The sequence below is a fragment of the Marinobacter sp. F4218 genome, assembly GCF_019443085.1.
GTDB classification, from domain to species: domain Bacteria; phylum Pseudomonadota; class Gammaproteobacteria; order Pseudomonadales; family Oleiphilaceae; genus Marinobacter; species Marinobacter albus.
This window is the reverse complement of record NZ_JAHZIL010000001.1, coordinates 60,268-80,476: the sequence shown is the minus strand read 5'-3', so window position 1 is coordinate 80,476 and position 20,209 is coordinate 60,268. Positions and strand designations below refer to the sequence as shown.

Below are 20,209 nucleotides of genomic sequence, written 5' to 3'. Positions count from 1 at the left end.
CGCATCAATCACTTGCCTGGTTGAATGCCACTTCAACCTGCTCTCGTTTTCCGGATGGAAAATGGCGGAGAGGGAGGGATTCGAACCCTCGGTACGATTGCTCGTACGGTTCCTTAGCAGGGAACTGGTTTCAGCCACTCACCCACCTCTCCTTGAGAACGGGGCGTATACTACCATAATTTTTCTGTTTTCATAGGGTTGACAGGCGATTTTTCCATCCCGATTTCCCTGGCAAATAAAAAAGCCGTTCAGGTCTCACTTGAACGGCTTTTTATCTCTCAGCTATTGCCCGGTTCCGGCTCTTCAGAGCCCTTCTCCGACTGAATACGCTGGTAGATTTCTTCACGGTGAACCGCTACTTCCTTCGGGGCATTCACGCCAATTCGCACCTGGTTCCCCTTCACTCCGAGTACGGTTACGGTGATTTCATCACCCACCATCAGAGTTTCGCCAACGCGGCGAGTCAAAATCAACATATCCCTTACTCCCTATCCAGAGCTACCTGTTCCGACAAATGATTTGTTATTTACTATCGCATTTATAGCGGGACCACTGACCGATCAAAAGACGCACATCCCCTTATACGGTTCCGTTTTGTCATAGGCTCAATAAATGGTTCCCTTATTCAAGGAGGTCCTACAGATCGACCTGATATCTGCTTGCTCAGACCTCTTCTTCTACCGCGGGCTTGTCCAGTTCAAACTCACTATGCAGTGCGCGAACCGCCAGCTCGAGATATTTTTCATCAATCACCACGGAAATCTTGATTTCCGATGTGGAGATCATCTGAATATTGATGCCCTCATGGGACAACGCCTCAAACATTCGGGTGGCAACACCGGCGTGGGACCGCATGCCTACGCCGACGATACTTACCTTGGCAATCTTGCTGTCGCCACCCACTTCACGGGCACCCAGTTCATCCGAAACCCGCTGCAGAACTTCCTTCGCGCGCTTGAAATCGTTGCGGTGCACGGTGAACGTGAACGCGGTCTTGTTATCCTCGCCCACGTTCTGAACGATCATATCTACTTCAATATTAGCATCGCTTACCGGTTTCAGAATGCGCAATGCACTTCCCGGCGTGTCGGGAACGCCGACGATGGTCAGTTTTGCTTCGTCGCGGTTAAAAGCGATGCCGGAAACAACCGGTTGCTCCATGGCGTTTTCATCCTCAAGAGTGATCAGGGTACCTTCACCTTCCTGGAAGCTGGAAAGAACCCGTAATGGAACGTTGTATTTGCCTGCAAATTCTACCGAACGGATCTGGAGAACCTTGGAGCCCAGACTCGCCATTTCGATCATTTCTTCAAAGGTAATCCGGTCCAGGCGCCGGGCACTGTCGACAACGCGGGGATCAGTTGTGTAGACACCGTCAACATCGGTGTAGATCTGGCACTCGTCCGCCTTGAGGGCAGCGGCCAGAGCAACGGCCGTGGTGTCCGAACCACCCCGCCCCAACGTGGTTATGTTGCCGCATTCATCAATACCCTGAAAACCGGCCACAACCACAACCCGGCCCGCATCGAGGTCTTCCCGCATGCGCTGCTCATCGATCTGTTTGATGCGCGCCTTGGTGTGCGTGCTGTCAGTCACAATCCGCACCTGGGAGCCGGTGTAGGACCGGGCATCACAGCCCCGTTTCTGCAGGGCCATGGACAACAGCGCAATGGTGACCTGCTCGCCAGTGGAGACCAGAACGTCCATTTCACGGGGCGTCGGCTCTTCCATAATGTTCGAGGCCAGAGCAATCAGGCGGTTGGTTTCGCCACTCATGGCTGAAACCACCACCACTACATCATGACCTTCCTTGCGGAACCGGGAAACCTTGTCGGCAACCGCTTCAATTCGCTCGGTTGTGCCAACCGAGGTGCCACCAAATTTCTGAACCAACAGCGCCATTTTTTCCAATATCCAAAACGGGGACTCACAGCGAAGCACCGCCTCGCCAGTCGTATGAGAAAACGAGCGGGATTATAAACCCCTGCCCGTCCTCACAAACAGTTGCTTAACCAATATTTTCTTCAACCCAGGCAGGAATGCCTGCGAGTGCATCGGCCAGCTTGCTCGGATCGTTACCGCCACCCTGAGCCATATCCGGCCGGCCGCCGCCTTTGCCGTCAACCTGTGCCGCCAGATGCTTCATGAGATCGCCGGCCTTGATCCTGCCCGTGGCGGACTTGGTCACACCGGCCACCAGCGTCACCTTGCCATCTTCAACACTGGCGAGGACAACCACTCCTTCGCCCAGCTTGTTCTTGAGCTGGTCGGCGGTTTCCATCAGGGCTTTGCGATCGGCGCCCTCAAGCTCGGAGGCAACAACCTTCAGACCTGCGACATCCACCGCTGATCCGGCCAGGTCGGTTCCGGCGGAGCTCGCCAGCTTGGCCTTGAGTGCATCCACTTCTTTTTCCAACTGGCGGTTGCGATCCAGCGTCTGCTGGACCTTTTCGACCACGGTGTCCCGGGTAGCCCGAACGAGGCCTGCGGTATTGCGCAGAGTGCGCTCGGTGCTGTCCACCCACTCCAGCGCGCCAAAACCTGTGACCGCCTCAATTCGGCGCACCCCGGCGGAGATGCCACTTTCCGAAGTAATGCGGAACAGGCCGATATCCCCGGTTCGGGCAACGTGAGTACCGCCACACAGTTCCACCGAGTAGCTGTCTGTACCCATGCTGAGCACGCGCACCGTATCCCCGTACTTTTCACCAAACAGCGCCATGGCCCCCTTCTCCTGGGCCTTTTCCATGTCGGTGATTTCGGTTTCAACGGGCGTGTTGTCGAGGATCTGCTCGTTAACCTGGCGTTCGATTTCCTTCAGTTGCTCCGGCGTAACCGGCTCAAAATGCGAGAAATCGAAACGCAGTTTGTCAGGATCGACCAGCGATCCCTTCTGGGTAACATGATCGCCCAGGATCTTGCGCAATGCCGCGTGCAGGAGGTGCGTGGCAGAATGGTTGCGCTTGGTGCGCTCGCGACGGGCGTGGTCGATCCGGGCATCCACTTCCAGGCCCGGGAACAGCTCACCTTCAATCAGGGTACCCACGTGCAGGTGGTTATCCCCTTCCTTGCGCGTATCAGTCACTTTGAAGCGGCCGCCGCTCCAGGTCAGCAGGCCGGTATCGCCGACCTGGCCGCCAGACTCGGCGTAGAACGGAGTGCGCTCCAGAACCACAACCGCCTCATCGCCGGCTTCGGCGCTTTTCTCCTCGCCGCCGACAATCACGGTACGAATGCGCTCGTGGCCGTCGATATGGTCGTATCCGGTAAACTCGGTCTTGCCTTCAATGTTGAGGCCCGCGGCGTTGTAATCGATACCAAACTTGCTGGCCGCACGGGCACGATCGCGCTGGCGCTCCATGGCTTGCTCGTAGCCGTCGTAGTCCAGTGCCAGTCCGCGTTCGCGGGCGATGTCGTTGGTCAGATCAACCGGGAAGCCGTAAGTGTCATACAGTGTGAAGATGGTTTCGCCCGGAATCACGTCACCTTCCAGCTCGGCGATGTCCTGCTCCAACAGGCGCAGGCCCTTGTCCAGGGTCTTGGCGAACTGCTCTTCTTCCTGCAGCAATACCTTTTCAATCTGCTTGCGGCTGCTCACCAGCTGCGGATAGGCCTCGCCCATCAGATCGGCCAGAGCCCCCGCCAGTTTGTGGAAGAACGGCTGGGTTGCACCCAGCTTGTTGCCGTGGCGGGCAGCCCGGCGAATGATGCGGCGCAGCACGAAGCCACGACCTTCGTTGGAAGGCATCACGCCATCGGAGATCAGGAAAGCGCAGGAACGGATGTGGTCAGCCACCACACGCAGGCTGGCCTCCGTCGCGGGCACACCGCCGAGCACGTCGGATGCGGCCCGCAGCAGGTCCTGGAACAGATCGATTTCGTAGTTGCTGTGAACGCCCTGCAGAACCGCAGTGATCCGCTCCAGGCCCATTCCGGTGTCCACCGAGGGCTTGGGCAGCTTCATCATCTCGCCGTCGGCGGTCCGGTTGTACTGCATGAACACGACGTTCCAGATCTCGATGTACCGGTCGCCGTCTTCCTCGGGACTTCCGGGAGGGCCACCGGCCACATCGGGACCGTGATCGTAGAAGATTTCCGTGCAGGGGCCACAGGGGCCGGTATCGCCCATCTGCCAGAAGTTGTCGGACGCGTAGCGGGCACCCTTGTTATCGCCAATGCGTACAATGCGATCGGCGGGCACGCCTATTTCCTTGTTCCAGATGTCGTAGGCTTCGTCATCGTCGGCGTAGACCGTCACCCAAAGCTTTTCGGTCGGCAGCTTGAGCCACTCATCACCGGTCAGGAAGGTCCAGGCGTAATTGATGGCCTCGCGCTTGAAGTAATCGCCGAAACTGAAGTTGCCGAGCATCTCGAAGAAAGTATGGTGGCGCGCGGTGTAACCCACGTTTTCGAGGTCGTTGTGCTTGCCGCCTGCACGGACGCATTTCTGGGAGGTGGTCGCCCGGGTGTAGTCGCGCTCTTCCCGCCCAAGAAACACATCCTTGAACTGGTTCATTCCCGCATTGGTGAACAGCAGCGTCGGATCATCCGCCGGTACCAGTGAACTGCTCGACACAATGGTATGGCCTTGCTGTCTGAAATAATCGAGAAACGCCTGTCGCAACTCTGCGGTTTTCATAGCCCTTTGATACCTTTCCAGAAACTCGCCGTGAAACCGGCGGGTCCGCGATTGAATACGAATACTTACATGCGTGTGCAAATCCGCTACTCTAGCACACGCCGAGAACAGGAAAAACGTGAAACATCACAGGAGAACCCATGCCCCGACGCTTCCATGACGCCGAGGAACTCTTACCCCCAGCCACTTTTGTAAAGCGCGCGCTTGCCATTATCTACGACGGGCTGATCAGCATTGCCGTTTTGCTCGTAGCCACCTGGGTCTACACCGTGATCGGCGGCTGGATCACCGGCTGGGATCGCTTCGAGGAAATGGCGGAAGCCGGCCAGCTCTCGGGAGATCCGGGCCTGACCTTCGTGCTGTTCCTGGTGCTTTATCTGTTCTTCGCCTACTTCTGGACCCGCATCGGCCAGACGCTTGGCATGCAGGTCTGGCGGATCCGGATCGAAAATCTGGATGGCACGTCGGTAAGCTGGAGCCAGGCCCTGCGGCGCTACGTGACCGCCGCGGCCGTCTTCTTTCTCGCCCTGCTGGCAGGTTATTACGTGGGCTCGGCGACTCTGTTTGTTTCTCTGCCAGCCATCATCGCGCTGTTCCTGCCCATTAACGGACTGTCCGCTACCGACCGGATGTCAAACAGCGTGGTGGTTCAGGTCCCCAAGGAAACCCGCTGACCGCCAGGGCCGCTACCCGGCCCGGCGCATCAGGATCGCACCAACCACGGCATTGACCGCAATCGGGACAAGCACCGCCAGCATCGGATTGAAGCCGTACACCAGGCTCATTGGGCCCAGCAGATCCTGCATGTATTTGAACAGCAGGCCCACCAGCAAACCGGTAAACACCCGGAACCCCATGGTCACCGACCGCAGTGGCCCGAAGATAAAGGAAATGGCAACGAGCACCATGACCGCCGTACCGAGTGGCATCAGGGTCTTTTTCCAGAACGCCAGCCAGTAGCGTGAGGCGTTCAGATCCTGGTCCTCCAGATACCTGGCGTAGGTGTAGAGACCGGACATCGACAAGTTCTCCGGTTTCACGATCAGCACGCTGAGCACACTCGGCGACAGGCCCGTCTCCCAACGAAGTGACGGGTGCCGGACCAGCCTGGTTCCCGTTTCCTCGATTCGGGTCGTGCGGACGTTTTCCAGGCTCCAGTGATCGCCCTGGAAAATTGCCCGCCTGGCGAAACTCGATGACTGAAGTTCGCGCTCCTCGTTAAACCGGAACAGCGACACCCCGTGCAGCACCCCGTTGGGCTGAACCGCGTTGAGGTGAATAAACACATCCCCTTCCCGGTGCCAGACCCCGGTTGCCGAGGCAACGTTGCTTCCCGCACCCAGGGCAACCGCCTTTTCACTCTGGGCCAGCCTCTCGGCCGGCGGGGCGACGTACTCGCCGATCAGAACGCCCAGCACCACAACCACCAGGGCCGGTTTCATGGCAGACCAGACGATTCGCTTGAGCGACACCCCGGCGGCCCGGATCACTGTGAGCTCGGAGGAACTCGCCATCGAGCCCAGACCGACCAGGCAGCCCATAAAGGCGCCCAGAGGCAGGTAATCGTAGATGCGACGCGGGAGCGTCAGGGCAACGTACCAGAGCGCCTCAAGTGTCTGGTAGTTATTGCGGGTGTCTTCCAGTTCCGCGATAAATCCAAAGATCAGGTCAAGCGAGAGCACCACCACCATGACCAGGAACATCGCGCCACCGACGGTGCGCATGACATAACCGTCAATCCTACGCATGGGCGCGGGCCTCCCTTAAGGCGCGGCGGCGGTACAACCAGGCCGGACCGAACTGCAACCAGAGGCCAAAGGCGAGAAACAGCCCATGCACCCAGAGCATGCCGATCCATTCGGGCACCTTGCCGTTCGCCAGGGCATCGCGGGCGACAATCAGCAGCCCCAGGTAGGTGATGTAGACCAACATCGCCGGCAGCAGGTGAAAGAATCGACCCTGGCGGGGATTCACCCGGCTCAACCGAACCGCCAGCAGAGTCACGATCGGCACGATCAAAGGCAACGAGAAACGCCAGTGCAGCAGTGCGCGATCCTCGGGATTGTCGGACTCCATCAGGGCCAGGGTACTGATCCCTTCCTCCAGTTCACGGGTACCCTTTTCACCGCTTTTGATCTTCAGCCCATAGGCATCAAAACCAGTCACGTTGTACTCGAGCCGACCGGGAGTGCCGTCAAAACGCCCACCATCTTCCAGAATCAGGAACCGGCTGCCGGTCTCACGGTCGATCAGCTGCGACCCCGACTCGGCGGTAAAGATCGTTACGCCCTCGCCATTCTTGCCGTATTCGGCGATGAACACGCCCCGCAACTCGCGCTTGTCATCACTCAGGCCCTCGGTGTACGTCACCCGGCCGCCGGCGCTGAAGTCCTGGAAGCGTCCCGGCACCAGCATTTCGAACTCGGTGGCCTGGCGCTGCTCATTGAAAATCCGCTCTACCTGCTTCATGCCCCAGGGCGATACGTACAGGCTCATTGCGCCAACAACAACCATCACCGGCAGGCTGCCCAGCAGCGTTTTCGCCAGCAGCTGCCGGTCACTCACGCCGCAGGCAAACAACACCGTCATCTCGCTTTCCAGATACATCCGTCCATAAGCCAGCAGAATGCCGATGAACAGCCCCAGCGGCAGGATCAACTCCAGAAAACCCGGAAAACGAAACGCCATGATCGAGAACAACACGTCTGCGGCAATCTCGCCTTCTGCCGCGCTGCCCAGATATTTGAGGAATCGGCCACTCATAAACACCAGCAACAGAATGCCGGAGACGGCAACCATGCTGATCATCACCTGGCGAACTAGATAACGGAAAATAATGCTCAAATGGGTCTCTCTGCCAGTGCCGGTAAAATCATGGAGGAAACAGATAACTGCGCGTATTCTATGTAACCTTTGGGCCGAATGACAGAGTGGAACGTTTACGGTCAGGCCAGACTGCACAGGCAGGCCTGCCGGTTGATAAACTCCCTGCCAACCCCAATGCTAGACTAGATCGGAAATCCCCTCCGCCCACCGCGGACAGTTCTTCAGAACAATCAACAGGAGTTGCCATGAATTTCAGCCTGAGCAGTAAAGCCATTGTCAGTACAAAAGCCGACTGCCTTGTCATCGGTCTTCCCGAGAAAGGCACCTGGCCGGAGTCCACGACTCAGGCGGACGACGCGCTCGGCGGGCTGATCAAGACACTCCAGAAAAACGGTGATATCAGTGGTAAGAACGCCACCACGCGCTCTGTTCCGCTGAGCGACCAGCCTTGGAGCCGGCTGCTGGTCGTCGGTACTGGCAAAGACAGCGAGCGCACCCCGGCAGCTTACCGCAAGGCCCTGATCGCGTTGGTCGGTGCTCTGAAAGATGGTCCGTCGAAATTAGCCCTGGTTACCCTGGCCGACACGGCCGTGACCGGCGCGGATGCGGTGAGTTCCGAGGAAGCCCGGCTGAACCTGATCGGCCGCACCCTGGAGGAGCAGCTCTACACGTTCACCGACTATAAGAGCGAGAAGCCGACTGCCCGCAAGCTGAACAAGGTCCTGGTCACCGCTTCCGCAAGCGGCAAGGCGCTGAAGGATGCCTTCAATCTCGGCCTGGCGACCGGCCGCGGCATGAATTTCACCCGCGATCTGGGCAACACCCCACCCAACATCTGTCATCCGGAATGGCTGGCCCAACAGGCCAAGAAACTGGCGAAGGACCACGACTGCATCAAGACCGAAGTGTTTGATGAAAAGCAGATGGAAAAGATGGGCATGAACACCATCCTGGCCGTTGGCAAAGGCAGCACTCAGCCACCGCGCCTGATCGTGATGGAGTACCGCGGCGGCAACCCGAAAGACAAGCCCCAGGTCCTGGTTGGCAAGGGCATCACCTTTGACACCGGCGGCATCAGTCTCAAGCCGGGTGCCGGCATGGATGAGATGAAATACGACATGGGCGGCTCGGCCAGCGTATTCGGCGCCATGCAGGTATTGGCGGAAACCAAACCCAAGATCAATGTGGTGGCAGTCATTGCCGCGGCCGAGAACATGCCGGACGGCGGTGCCTGCCGGCCCGGCGACATCGTGACCACCCTGTCCGGCCAGACCGTCGAGATCCTCAATACCGACGCCGAGGGCCGACTGGTGTTGTGCGATGCGCTCACCTACGTGAAGAAGTTTGACCCGGCGGCAGTGATCGACATGGCCACGCTGACCGGCGCCTGCATCGTTGCCCTCGGCCACCACGCAACCGGCCTGCTTGCCAACAACGATGAACTCGCCAACGAACTTCTGGCGGCGGGTGAACGGGCGGATGACCGCGCCTGGCGCTTGCCCCTGTGGGACGATTACCAGAGCCAGCTCGACAGTAACTTTGCCGACATGCAGAATATCGGCGACCGTTCGGCGGGCACCATTACTGCGGCCTGCTTCCTGTCCCGCTTCGCCAAGGAGTACCGCTGGGCGCATCTGGACATAGCAGGCACGGCCTGGCAATCCGGCAAGGCCAAAGGCGCATCCGGTCGCCCGGTTCCCTTGCTGGTTGACTACCTGATGTCCCATGCCGGCAAGTAACCCCGACGATCGTCCGGAGGCCGGCAGCCCAGCTGCCGGTGCTGCCGGACAAGACAGCCCCGATCAGCGCTACTGGTTCCACATCCTCGCCCAGAGTACGCCCGCGGCCCGCAACCTCCACGCCGCGAAACTGGTGGACAAGGCCTGGCAACAGGGTGATCGGGTCTGCATTGTCTGCGACACCATGCAGCACGCCCAGGAACTGGATGACCTGCTGTGGAATTTCAGCCCCGACGCGTTTATTCCCCACAGCGTGGTGCCGGACTCCGCCACCACCTGCACCGACCCCGTCGGCATTCTGCTCTGCCCGCCGGGCGCCGGGGACTGGGATACCGTCATCATCCTCTCCAGCACGCTGCCGGCTGATGCGGACCGGTTCAAGCGGCTGGCCCTGGTTGCCCACAACGATCCGTCCGTCCTGGACCAGGCCCGGTCCCATTTCCGGCAACTGCGGGCGCTCGGAATCGAGGCCCGGGTTCACGACCAGAGAAAGCGCTGAGGTTCGCCGCAGCACGAGCGACCATGTATAATCGGGCGTCTTAATTTCCCCTTGCGAATCAACCAACGGTCACCAGCAGAAACCCATGGAAAAAACCTACCAGCCAGAAAACATCGAGCGCCAGTGGTACGAGAACTGGGAATCCAAAGGGTATTTCCGGCCCTCCGGTGAAGGCCAGTCCTACAGCATCGCCATCCCGCCGCCCAACGTTACCGGCAGCCTGCACATGGGCCATGCGTTCCAGCACACCATCATGGACACGCTCACCCGCTACAAGCGTATGCAGGGCCACAATACTCTCTGGCAGGTCGGCACCGACCACGCCGGCATCGCCACCCAGATGGTGGTTGAACGAAAGGTCGGCGCAGAAGAAGGGAAAACCCGCCACGACCTCGGCCGTGACGAGTTCATCAAGCGCATCTGGGACTGGAAAGAGCACTCCGGCGGCACCATCACCCGCCAGATGCGTCGCCTGGGCAATTCCGTGGACTGGGACCACGAACGTTTCACCATGGACGACGGTTTCTACAAGGCCGTTCAGGAAGTCTTTATCCGCCTGTACGACGAAGGACTGGTGTATCGCGGTAAGCGCCTGGTGAACTGGGATCCGAAACTGCACACTGCCATCTCCGACCTTGAGGTGGAGAACAAGGAAGAAAAAGGTTTCTTCTGGCACCTGCGCTACCCGCTGGCGGACGACGAGCAGACCCAGGACGGCAAACGCTACCTGGTGGTCGCCACCACCCGACCCGAAACGCTGCTGGGTGATACCGCCGTAGCCGTCCACCCGGACGATGAACGCTACCAGCACCTGATTGGCAAGTTCGTGATCCTGCCGCTGGTCAACCGCCGCATCCCGATCGTGGCCGACCACCACGCCGACCCGGAAAAGGGTTCCGGCTGCGTGAAGATCACCCCGGCGCACGACTTCAACGACTACGCCGTTGGCAAACGCAACGACCTGCCCATGATCAACGTCATGACTCAGGACGCGAACATCCGGAGCGTGGCCGAAGTGTTCAACGCCGACGGCACTGAAAACTCCGAGATCGACGGCAAGATTCCGGCGGCATACGCCGGCCTGACCCGGGAAAAGGCCCGGGACCAGATCGTCACCGACATGAAGGTCAATGGCCTGCTCGAGAGCGTGGAAGACCACGTCCTGAGTGTTCCCCGGGGTGACCGCTCCGGCCTGATCATCGAGCCGATGCTGACCGACCAGTGGTTCGCCGACGCCAAGACCCTGGCCAAGCCGGCGATCGAAGCGGTGGAAGACGGTCGCATCCAGTTCGTGCCCAAGCAGTACGAGAACATGTATTTCTCCTGGATGCGTGACATCCAGGACTGGTGTATTTCACGTCAGCTCTGGTGGGGGCATCGAATTCCCGCCTGGTACGATGCCGAGGGCAATATTTACGTCGGTCGCAGCGAAGAGGAAGTGCGCCAGAAGCACAGCCTCGCCGCTGACCTTGAACTGTCCCAGGATGACGATGTGCTGGACACCTGGTTCAGCTCGGCGCTCTGGACCTTCGGCACCCTGGGCTGGCCGGAAATCACCGAGCGCCTCAAGACCTTCCACCCCACCGACGTGCTGGTCACCGGTTTCGACATCATCTTCTTCTGGGTGGCCCGGATGATCATGATGACCATGCACTTCATGAAAAACGAAGACGGTACACCCCAGGTACCCTTCCACACCGTCTACGTCACCGGGCTGATCCGGGACGAGCACGGCGACAAGATGTCCAAATCCAAGGGCAACGTCATCGACCCGCTGGATATGATCGACGGCATCGGTCTGGACGATCTGCTGGAAAAGCGCACCGGCAACCTGATGCAGCCGAAGCTGGCCGAGAAAATCGGGAAGCGCACCAAGAAGGAATTCCCCGAAGGTATCGCCGCCCACGGCACCGATGCCCTGCGTTTCACCCTGGCAGCCATGGCCACCACCGGGCGGGACATTAACTGGGACATGAAGCGCCTGGAAGGTTACCGGAACTTCTGCAATAAGCTCTGGAACGCTGCCCGCTATGTGTTGATGAACACCGAAGGCGAAGACTGCGGCGTGAACGACGAGCCCGTGGAATTGTCCCTGGCCGACCGCTGGATCATCAGCGAGCTACAGAACTGCGAGCAGGACGTGGTTCGTCACCTTGACCAGTACCGCTTCGACCTCGCCGCCTACGCGCTCTACGAGTTCATCTGGAACGAGTACTGCGACTGGTACCTGGAACTGTCCAAGCCGGTCCTGAATGACGAAAACGCCAGCGCCGAAGCCAAGCGCGGCACCCGCCGCACGCTGGTTCGCGTGCTCGAAGCCGTACTGCGGGTCGCTCATCCGATCATGCCGTTCATCACCGAGGAAATCTGGCAGCGTATCGCACCGCTGGCCGGTAAGTCGGGCGACAGCATCATGCTGCAGCCCTACCCCCAGCCGGACAGCAACAAGCAGGATGCGGCGGTTGCCGCTGACATCGAGTGGCTCAAGGGCGTGATCGTTGCGGTAAGGAACATCCGCGGTGAAATGAACATCTCCCCGGCCAAGAAAATTCCGGTTCTGCTGCGCGGCAAGGACGCGGACGACAAGCGCCGCATGGACGACAACCGCCAGTTCCTCGCATCCCTGGCCAAGCTGGAAAGCCTGGACTGGTTTGACGGCGACAAGGCACCGATGTCAGCGACCCAACTGGTGGGCGAGATGGAAGTGCTGGTGCCGATGGCCGGCCTGATCGACAAGGACGCAGAACTCAAGCGTCTGGACAAGGAACTTGAGCGTCTGCAAAAAGAGATCGGCCGCCTTGAAGGCAAATTGGGCAATGAGAAATTCACCGCCAAGGCCCCCGCCGAGGTCGTGGAAAAGGAGCAGGAGAAGCTTCGGGATGCCCAGGGCAGTCTGTCCCGACTCAGCGACCAGCGGGCCGACATCGAGGCCATGTAACGGCATGATTGCCATTCTTGGAGCAGGTTCGTTGGGGCGGCTTTGGGCCGCCTCGCTTCCTGCCCATGACACCGCCTTCATCCCCCGACCCGGGCAGACGCCAACCGAGTCTGTGACTTACCGCTTCCAGGCTCTGGACGGAACGGAACGCCCGGTTGCGATACCCTGGCTAGCCTCGACGGACAGGCCCGACCTGATTCTGGTCACGACCAAGGCCGGGGATACTATGCAAGCCATTGAAGGCATGGCCGCGGCCCTGCCCGTTATGGTACCGATTGTGCTGTTTCAGAACGGTCTTGGCAGCCAACAGGCGGTCGCGGAACGCTGGCCGGGGCGCCCCATTCTGGCCGCCAGTACCACCGAGGGCGCGAACCGGCCGTCACCGGACTCGGTGATTCACGCCGGAGCCGGAGAGACCTGGGTCGGCGCTCTGACCGACGCTGGCCAGTCTCACGTTGCTCCCGTGGTCGAACGCTTGGCGACCAGCGCAATGACCGTCCATGCAGAACACCACATCCTCGGCCGCCTCTGGCAAAAGCTGGTGATTAACGCCGGCATCAACCCGTTCACAGCGATTCTGGACTGCCCCAACGGCGACATAGTGACTGCGGACTTTTTCCAGGCTCATATTGATGACCTGTGCACGGAAATAGCCCAACTGATGGCGGCCAGCGGCCAGGGGGGCAGTGACGCGCCGGCCCTGAGAACGCGGATCGAAGCCGTGGCGAGGGCGACTGCCGACAATACCTCGTCCATGCGCAGTGATATGCTGCAGGGGCGCCCGACCGAGATTGATTACATCAACGGCTACCTGGTCCGCCTGGGTCAGTCACTGGCAATCCCCACGCCGGTGAACCAAATGCTGACAGAACGGGTAAAACAACTGTCACCACGCTAACAGGAGCATGCCGATGGGCAATCGCCTTTCCAAAATTTACACCCGAACCGGGGACGATGGCTCAACGGGCCTGGCCGATGGCAACCGTATCGCCAAGAACGCACAACGCGTTGAGGCCATGGGCACGGCCGACGAGCTGAACTGCCACATCGGCCTACTGATCGAAACCCTGGACAACGATGATCCCCTGGTGGAGAGCCTGCGCCGCATCCAGCACCACCTCTTCGACCTGGGGGGCGAATTCGCCATTCCCGGCAGCAAAGTGATTGGTGATGTCCACATTGAGTGGCTGGAACAAACCCTCGACCACCACAACGAAGGGATTCCCCCCCTGAAGAACTTCATTCTTCCGGGCGGCACCCCCGCCGCAGCCCAGTGCCACCTGGCCCGGGCCGTGTGCCGAAGGGCCGAGCGCATCGTGGTGGCGCTTGGGCACGAGGATTCCATCAATACGGCGTCCCGGCATTACCTGAACCGGCTGTCAGACCTGCTGTTTGTGATCGCCCGGGTACTGGCCCGACGAGACGGTGGCGAGGAAATTTTGTGGGAGCAAAAAAAATCCGGCCTCTGAAGGCCGGATCTGTGTTTTGGTGAACGAAGGCCTCACACCTTGAAGGCCTCCACCAAGCGCTGAAGCGACGCGGTGAGGTCGGACATTTCCCGGGATGATTCCAGGGTTTCCTCGGCGTTCGCGGCGGTGGTTTGCCCAAGATCGCCAATCTGCGCAACGCTGGTGTTCACATCCCGGGCCACGGCAGATTGCTCTTCCGCGGCCTGGGCAATCTGATGACTCATATCCACAATGATCGAAATGCCCCGGGCGATTCGGTCGAGCGCCTCCGTCACCTGCCCGGATTTGGTCACGGTGGTTTCGGTAACATTCCGGCTGTTGGTCATCGCCGATACGGCATCCTTCACCCCACTCTGCAACCGGGAAATCATGCCCTCGATTTCTTCCGTCGATTTGTGGGTGCGCTGGGACAGCGAACGTACTTCGTCGGCAACCACCGCGAACCCCCGGCCCTGCTCGCCAGCCCTTGCCGCCTCAATGGCCGCGTTCAGTGCGAGCAGGTTGGTCTGTTCAGCAATGGCCTTGATCTCGACCAGGACCTGACTGATGTTATCGCTGTCCTGACTGACCCGGTTGATCACATCGACGGCACCCGAGATTTCTGCGGCCAGCTGGTTGATGGTTCCAACGGTATCGGCGACAACCTGCCGACCGGTTTCGGTATCACTTTCGGCGGTACCGGCACTGTCAGCCACACGATGCGCACTTTCGGTAACCTCGTTAACGGCCTCCACCATCTGGTTCATGGCTTCGTTAATCTGGCCGCTTTCTTCCATCTGACGAGCGACCGCCTCGCTGTTCGCCGCGGCCGTGTCCTTGACCCGGGCCGCCTGCTGGTCCACGTCTGCAGTAGTGCTGCTGACGGACCGGATCAGCTCGGCAATTCGATCAGTCATGTTATTGAATTCGCTGGTTAATTCCCCCAACTCATCGCGGTTCTGCAGATTGATGTGGGTTGTCATGTCACCCGCCGCCACATTCCGGGCCGCGTCGGTGAAACGGTTGATGGCGGTACGAACCGACATGAAGAAGCCGATGTACAGGTAGACGACCACCAGCAGAATGGCCAACAGCGCGACGACAATGAGGCGTCGCTGGTTGACCTGATTCTCGAGGCGGGTCGACAGGTTGCCCTCAACGACATCGAAAATGGCTCCGGTCAGCTCGTCATAGCTTTCAAGCTGCGCGCGAATCAGCGCGTCGTATTCCCGCCACGGCATTTCCAGTCGCATCGGCGTGATCACATTGAGGTCCAGTGCATCGCGCACCAGCACCAGACTCTCGTTCACGCGGTCGATCGTATTGCCGGCTTCGCTCGAGAGCTGATCGGACGCTTCGGCCGCCACCGACAACGCCGGTGCCAACAGGGAACTGCGGTTGGTCAACCGGTCATAAATTCCATTGAGCCCCTCGCTCAGGGCATAACCCACCTGGCCTTCGACAAGCGCGAACGTGCCAAAGGCGCGGGCCTGACCTATCACACCACGGGCCTCGGGCAAGGCTTCCCGCACCAGCCCGAGCAGCAACTGGTTTTCTCGCGACGCATCCTGACCAAGACCGGATATTTCGATGGTGGCGGGCAAGAGCGCCATCACCTTCTGCACGAACTCCTGGTAATACTTGAACTGGGGATCGATGGCACCCTGGTAATTGTCGTCGGCCCGCAGCGTTTGCCACTCCGCCTGTATGGCAGCTACCTGATCCGCCCAGGACCCCGAGGCATCAAAGGAGCGTTGCTCCGCCGTCAGGCTCTCCAGCAGCGAATCAATCTGCTCCGCCGCATCTTCGGATGCATCTAGCAAACCTTCTTCGTTCTTGAGCACACCTGCGGCACGATAGTCCCGGTAGGTCATGGAGGACGAGACCAGGTGTTCGACGTTCCTGAGCTGCTGCAGCCCTTCTACCCCCCGGGTCATGGTCTGGACCGACTGATTGAGTTGAGACATCACCAGCCAGGAGAGCCCGCCAATCGGCAACAGGAAGAGTATGCTGATCAGGCTGAACTTGTAGACCATGGGCAGCCGGTTCATCAGTGCAACGGCAGGATTAATGAGTTGTTTCACGGTTTCCCTCTCGCTGGAACTTCAACAACTGAACAATCGTTCTTTTCTTATATTTATTGTCGCCCGAAGCCCCGGAAACTTGAGCGTTAATTGTTGTTAAAATGTTGCGTTCAGCCGGGCCGGATCAGAGAACTCCGAAGATAACCAGCAGCGCCAGCCCGCATATCCACACCAGCATGCTCCGGTTAAGAAGGTCTCGTATTGCTCCCAGGCTACGCCCGCCAAAATCCACCCACTCGTCGGGGTGAATTCGGGAGAACCTCTCGGGATCCAGCGCATATCCGGTTAACGACCCGTTGGCGGAAATCATGAGAACGTCGGCCGTCTTCTTGGACACCCCACCCACACTGGCGGGAAACTCCCGCAGCCAGCCGGCCAGATCGCCGGCAATTCCGAAGGTCACCGACAGCAATCGAACCGGAAGCCAGGCCATCCACTCAGCCAGCCGCTGGAAACGGGTGCGTGCGGCAGCCTGGGGCCACTGTTCTGAAAGCGCCACCAGGCCCCGGGCCAGCACGGCCAGACCAATACCACCCACGACATACCAGAATCCAACCAGGAAAAATCGCTGGAAAACGCCGACCAGGAAGGCCTTTGACAGCGTCAGATGCATCACGTCCGGGGACGATGCCGCCCCCCGCTCCTCGGGCGGTAAGCGGTCTTCCACGATGAGCCAGGCCGCCTGCATATCCCCGCGCTGCCAGGACACCGAATAGCTCTGCAGTATTGGGCGCCAACCAGGCGCCCCCATCATCAAAATCAGGATCAGCCATTCAATAGGGTAACCCACAACCCGCCAGCCGACGGCATCCAGAAGATACATTCCGAGCCCGAGAATCAGGGCTGGAAGGACCACCAGAGCCAAGCCACCGGCGATGCCCGACTCATGGCCCGCCTCGACTTTCACGGCCTGATGAAACCAGTGCCGCCAGAGCTTGTCTCCGGAAAGACTGTTGTGGGTATCGAGTCGGCGCCGAACAATGTAGGCCAGCAGAAATACGATCAGAACCATTCAGCCCCGCCCCTTGTCGTTGGTAGCAACTTCCGCCAGCAGGGTGCGAAAGTGTTGCCAGTCAAATACCGGACCGGGATCGGTTTTCCGGCCCGGGGCAATGTCACAATGTCCGGTCAGCCGGTCGGGCGTTACGTCCGGCCAGGCCAGCATGATCAGGCGTGCGATCTGGGCCAGGCAGTAATACTGAGCTTCCGAGTACGGAATATCGTCGGTGCCCTCCAGTTCGATACCAATGGAGAAATCATTGCACTCCTCTTCGCCCTGGAAGCAGGAACGACCGGCATGCCAGGCCCGGTCGAGGAGGCTGACAAACTGGACCAGCGAGCCATCCCGGCGAACCAGGGCGTGGGCCGACACCTGCATTCCGGCAATGGTTTCGAAATACGGATGCGCCGAGTGATCCAGGCGATTGCAGAAAAAATTCTCGATCTCCGGCCCGCCAAACTGGCCGGGGGGCAGGCTGATGTTGTGAACCACCAGCAGAGTGATCGATGCCCCCTCCGGGCGGGGACCGAAATTGGGCGAGGGACACCAGCGTGCGGCGGGTAACTTCCCGGTTTCACGAAGCGCAGTTACGTCGCTGGGGGAAACGACCTGCGAGACTGGAGCTTTGTCTGATTGAGGCAAGGTAAATCCAAAAGTATCAGGGCATTACAGAATGCCCTGATTGAAGCACAAAGTCGCCGGTCTTGCTACGAATTCAGTCCTTGCGACTGCTGCGCAGATTATCAATGATCGACTCCAGCGCCCGGTCGAAGATCAGGCCATCGTCAAGCATTCCGATTTCACCGGAAGCCATGGCGGAAGCCAGGTCTTGGCGATGATATTCAGCAACCTTCGCACCGCTTCGGTTAACAAAGATGTACTTGCCGGTGGCCTTGATAAACGCTGCCAGCTTGCAGCGTACTTTGCTGCCGTCTTTCGACATCTCAATCCAGGAGCCAACCCGCAATGAATCGGCCCGGTCGAGCCACTCCTGCGCAATTGCGTCCATCGAATCCGTGTCGGCGCGTGCCATCTCGGCAACGGACTCCGTTGCACCGTGGGCGTCAACCGGAACGTTCTCCATCCCGGACTCGGAGGAGGCTTCGGGCGGCGCCTCAACCGGTGGCTCGGAACGAGCGGGGGCCGTCACCAGGCGCTGGAAAACGTCAACGTGAGCCAGCTCCAGATCACGGATGATCGCGTCCGTCGCAAACGGATCCCAGGAAATCTCCTGCAAGGCTTTGCGCAGATCGTCGACAATGGAGGGAATCGCCCGCAGCAGGTCACTGCGTGTCGAATCCGACACCGGTGTCGGATCGACACTCCACACCAGTCGCTCGGTAAGATCCCGGGCGTCGGCCCACCTGCGGCTGTCCTCCCCTTCCCGGATCACCACCCATTGCAGGTACTTTCGCCAGGCTTCCTGCAAGAGTTGCGCGACTGGCGCCGGAATCTCCCGATTGATGACCAGATCGCGAATCATGCCGTCGACCGCCTCGGACGCCCGCTCCTGCCTCGCCCGACCTTCTTCTGCATCGCGCAAGCGTTGCTCGACCAGCTCCCGACGGCGACGATCAAGATCCATGAAGTGGCTGAAGTCATTCAGCAGTTCATCGAACAACCCGACGTTGTCGGTGAACTCATTCAGAACCCGTTCAACCACCGACTCGATCTTGTCTCGCAGCGGGTCCCTCTGATCGGCGCGCTTCTCGGTCCAGCCGATCGCGGAGAGTGCAAGCTCATTAAGCAGTTTGCGGACCGGATGGCCGCCCCGATTGAAAAAGTTCTTGTCGCTCAGGGCGACCTTGAGCACCGGGATCTGAAGGCGACTGATCAACGACTTCATCACAGGGTGCAGCTGCCGGTCCTCGAGTATGAAGTCGAACAGCATGCCAACCAGGTTAATCACGTCGTTATCAACCTGGCCGACGTTGGCGAACTTGCCCTGCTCTATCTTGAGCACCGGTTTGAGCTGATCATTCAGCGTGATGATCTCGTCCGCACCCCATTTCCCGGATGCCGCCTGGATTTCGCTCAACCGCGCCATCAGCCTGTCAGTATCCAGATGGCCTTCAGCGGACACCGCCCGGCCAGAAACCGACTCTTCGTTACTCTGATGCAGCAGGGCGCTCAGCTCGGAAAAGGTCGCCTGTGATCCCTGGCCTTCGCCTCCTGAGTCAGAGCCTGACGATTTTGCGCCACCGTTCTTTGGCCCCGTGCGTGAGGGGGCTTTCGCTCCACCTGAGCGCTCCGCCGGTGGTCGCTTCATATCGGGCAGAACGCCCTCGGCGACCAACGTCTGGTTGGCTTGCTGGTAGAAATCTCCCAGTGTGTCGGCCAGCAGACGATCGAACAGCTTGAGAACAACCAGTTTGGCACGAATATCGATATCAAGATCCGCACAGGCTTCCGCTACCCCACCACACAGGACTTCGGGGCTGAGCGGCATTTGGCTGCCTGCCAGTTCGATGGACGGGACTACGTGGCTGACCCTCACAGTCAACAATCGGATCTGATCGGAATACCGGTTCCTCAGCTTGTTGATCAGGTTTTCGATCGCAACCTGCTGTTCGAGCTGGGAGTGATCCACAAGGCTGAGGGAATCTCCCTCCACCTCGTCAAGAATGCCGGCCGATTCACGGGGCCGGAATTTGCCAATATCGTTGAATGCCTGGCTCATATATTGGAGCATGGAAACGACCATGGCCTTGCGTCGCAACCGGAGCTCCCGCATGGCATCGAAATAGGCAGCCTGGTCCAGCGTGTTACTGGCGCGATCGGCCAGTTCAAAGAGAGCATCGTCCGAACGATCAAAGAAATTTGCCAGTACCGTTTTCATGGACTGACCCGATGCGTCACGCAAACGCACCAGTGCCTGAGGCAGGGAAAACCTCTGCAGCGGCTTCTGGCCAGAAAAACTGACAATGTTGTTATCGCGCGCCATTAAGCTGCTCCGGGTGTGATCGCGGAATGCCGGGGACTTCCCTGATTCTCTAATAATACGAGCTGTTTACGTCAGCTTGTGTCAGATTTTGT

Annotated in this window: 15 protein-coding genes and 1 tRNA gene; 6 read left to right on the top strand and 10 right to left on the bottom strand. The window is 59.4% G+C overall.

From position 1 onward, the window contains the following. Positions 1–62 precede the first annotated feature (62 nt). The 4 genes from K0B93_RS00370 to alaS form a co-directional block, all read right to left on the bottom strand. Positions 63–152: transfer RNA gene (locus K0B93_RS00370), tRNA-Ser, on the bottom strand. A gap of 126 nt (positions 153–278) precedes the next feature. Further along, the gene (csrA, locus tag K0B93_RS00365; protein ID WP_007155535.1) at positions 279–476 is read right to left on the bottom strand and encodes a carbon storage regulator CsrA; all 198 of its coding nucleotides are present in this window, start codon (positions 474–476) and stop codon (positions 279–281) included. A 187-nt stretch (positions 477–663) separates the two neighbouring features. Next, positions 664–1,902: an aspartate kinase gene (locus tag K0B93_RS00360; protein WP_219865295.1), complete on the bottom strand. Its 1,239-nt coding sequence runs from the start codon at positions 1,900–1,902 to the stop codon at positions 664–666. A 106-nt stretch (positions 1,903–2,008) separates the two neighbouring features. After that, the gene (gene alaS, locus K0B93_RS00355; protein ID WP_219865294.1) at positions 2,009–4,639 is read right to left on the bottom strand and encodes an alanine--tRNA ligase; all 2,631 of its coding nucleotides are present in this window, start codon (positions 4,637–4,639) and stop codon (positions 2,009–2,011) included. A gap of 140 nt (positions 4,640–4,779) precedes the next feature. Between alaS and K0B93_RS00350 the strand changes: the two genes are divergently transcribed. Beyond that, positions 4,780–5,313, top strand: coding sequence for an RDD family protein (locus tag K0B93_RS00350; RefSeq protein ID WP_219865293.1), 534 nt, complete (start codon positions 4,780–4,782; stop codon positions 5,311–5,313). Positions 5,314–5,325: 12 nt separating this feature from the next. Here the strand turns inward: K0B93_RS00350 and lptG are convergent, their stop codons facing one another. Beyond that, positions 5,326–6,387 (bottom strand): LPS export ABC transporter permease LptG, encoded by a 1,062-nt coding sequence (gene lptG, locus K0B93_RS00345; protein WP_219865292.1) that lies wholly within the window; start codon positions 6,385–6,387, stop codon positions 5,326–5,328. After that, positions 6,380–7,483 carry an LPS export ABC transporter permease LptF gene (gene lptF, locus K0B93_RS00340; RefSeq protein WP_219865291.1) on the bottom strand — a complete coding sequence of 368 codons (1,104 nt, stop codon included), beginning with the start codon at positions 7,481–7,483 and terminating at the stop codon, positions 6,380–6,382. The genes lptG and lptF overlap by 8 nt, the downstream gene beginning before the upstream one ends. Positions 7,484–7,710: 227 nt before the next feature. Between lptF and K0B93_RS00335 the strand changes: the two genes are divergently transcribed. From K0B93_RS00335 to K0B93_RS00315, 5 genes are all read left to right on the top strand, one after another. Further along, positions 7,711–9,204 carry a leucyl aminopeptidase gene (locus K0B93_RS00335; RefSeq protein ID WP_219865290.1) on the top strand — a complete coding sequence of 498 codons (1,494 nt, stop codon included), beginning with the start codon at positions 7,711–7,713 and terminating at the stop codon, positions 9,202–9,204. Next, positions 9,191–9,703: a DNA polymerase III subunit chi gene (locus K0B93_RS00330; RefSeq protein ID WP_219865289.1), complete on the top strand. Its 513-nt coding sequence runs from the start codon at positions 9,191–9,193 to the stop codon at positions 9,701–9,703. The genes K0B93_RS00335 and K0B93_RS00330 overlap by 14 nt, the downstream gene beginning before the upstream one ends. Before the next feature lie 85 nt (positions 9,704–9,788). After that, positions 9,789–12,641: a valine--tRNA ligase gene (locus K0B93_RS00325; RefSeq protein WP_219865288.1), complete on the top strand. Its 2,853-nt coding sequence runs from the start codon at positions 9,789–9,791 to the stop codon at positions 12,639–12,641. Between the two features lie 4 nt (positions 12,642–12,645). Then, entirely contained in the window at positions 12,646–13,539 is an 894-nt protein-coding gene (locus K0B93_RS00320) for a ketopantoate reductase family protein (protein WP_219865287.1), read from the top strand. 13 nt (positions 13,540–13,552) lie between these two features. Continuing rightward, positions 13,553–14,110 carry a cob(I)yrinic acid a,c-diamide adenosyltransferase gene (locus K0B93_RS00315; RefSeq protein ID WP_219865286.1) on the top strand — a complete coding sequence of 186 codons (558 nt, stop codon included), beginning with the start codon at positions 13,553–13,555 and terminating at the stop codon, positions 14,108–14,110. A gap of 32 nt (positions 14,111–14,142) precedes the next feature. Here the strand turns inward: K0B93_RS00315 and K0B93_RS00310 are convergent, their stop codons facing one another. From K0B93_RS00310 to K0B93_RS00295, 4 genes are all read right to left on the bottom strand, one after another. Next, entirely contained in the window at positions 14,143–16,173 is a 2,031-nt protein-coding gene (locus tag K0B93_RS00310; RefSeq protein WP_219865285.1) for a methyl-accepting chemotaxis protein, read from the bottom strand. A 124-nt stretch (positions 16,174–16,297) separates the two neighbouring features. Next, the gene (locus tag K0B93_RS00305; RefSeq protein WP_219865284.1) at positions 16,298–17,185 is read right to left on the bottom strand and encodes a regulatory signaling modulator protein AmpE; all 888 of its coding nucleotides are present in this window, start codon (positions 17,183–17,185) and stop codon (positions 16,298–16,300) included. Then, on the bottom strand, positions 17,186–17,815 hold the full coding sequence (gene ampD, locus K0B93_RS00300; RefSeq protein WP_219865283.1) for a 1,6-anhydro-N-acetylmuramyl-L-alanine amidase AmpD: 630 nt from the start codon (positions 17,813–17,815) through the stop codon (positions 17,186–17,188). 73 nt (positions 17,816–17,888) lie between these two features. After that, complete coding sequence (locus K0B93_RS00295; RefSeq protein ID WP_219865282.1) at positions 17,889–20,117, bottom strand: DUF1631 domain-containing protein; 2,229 nt, start codon at positions 20,115–20,117, stop codon at positions 17,889–17,891. Positions 20,118–20,209 lie beyond the last annotated feature (92 nt).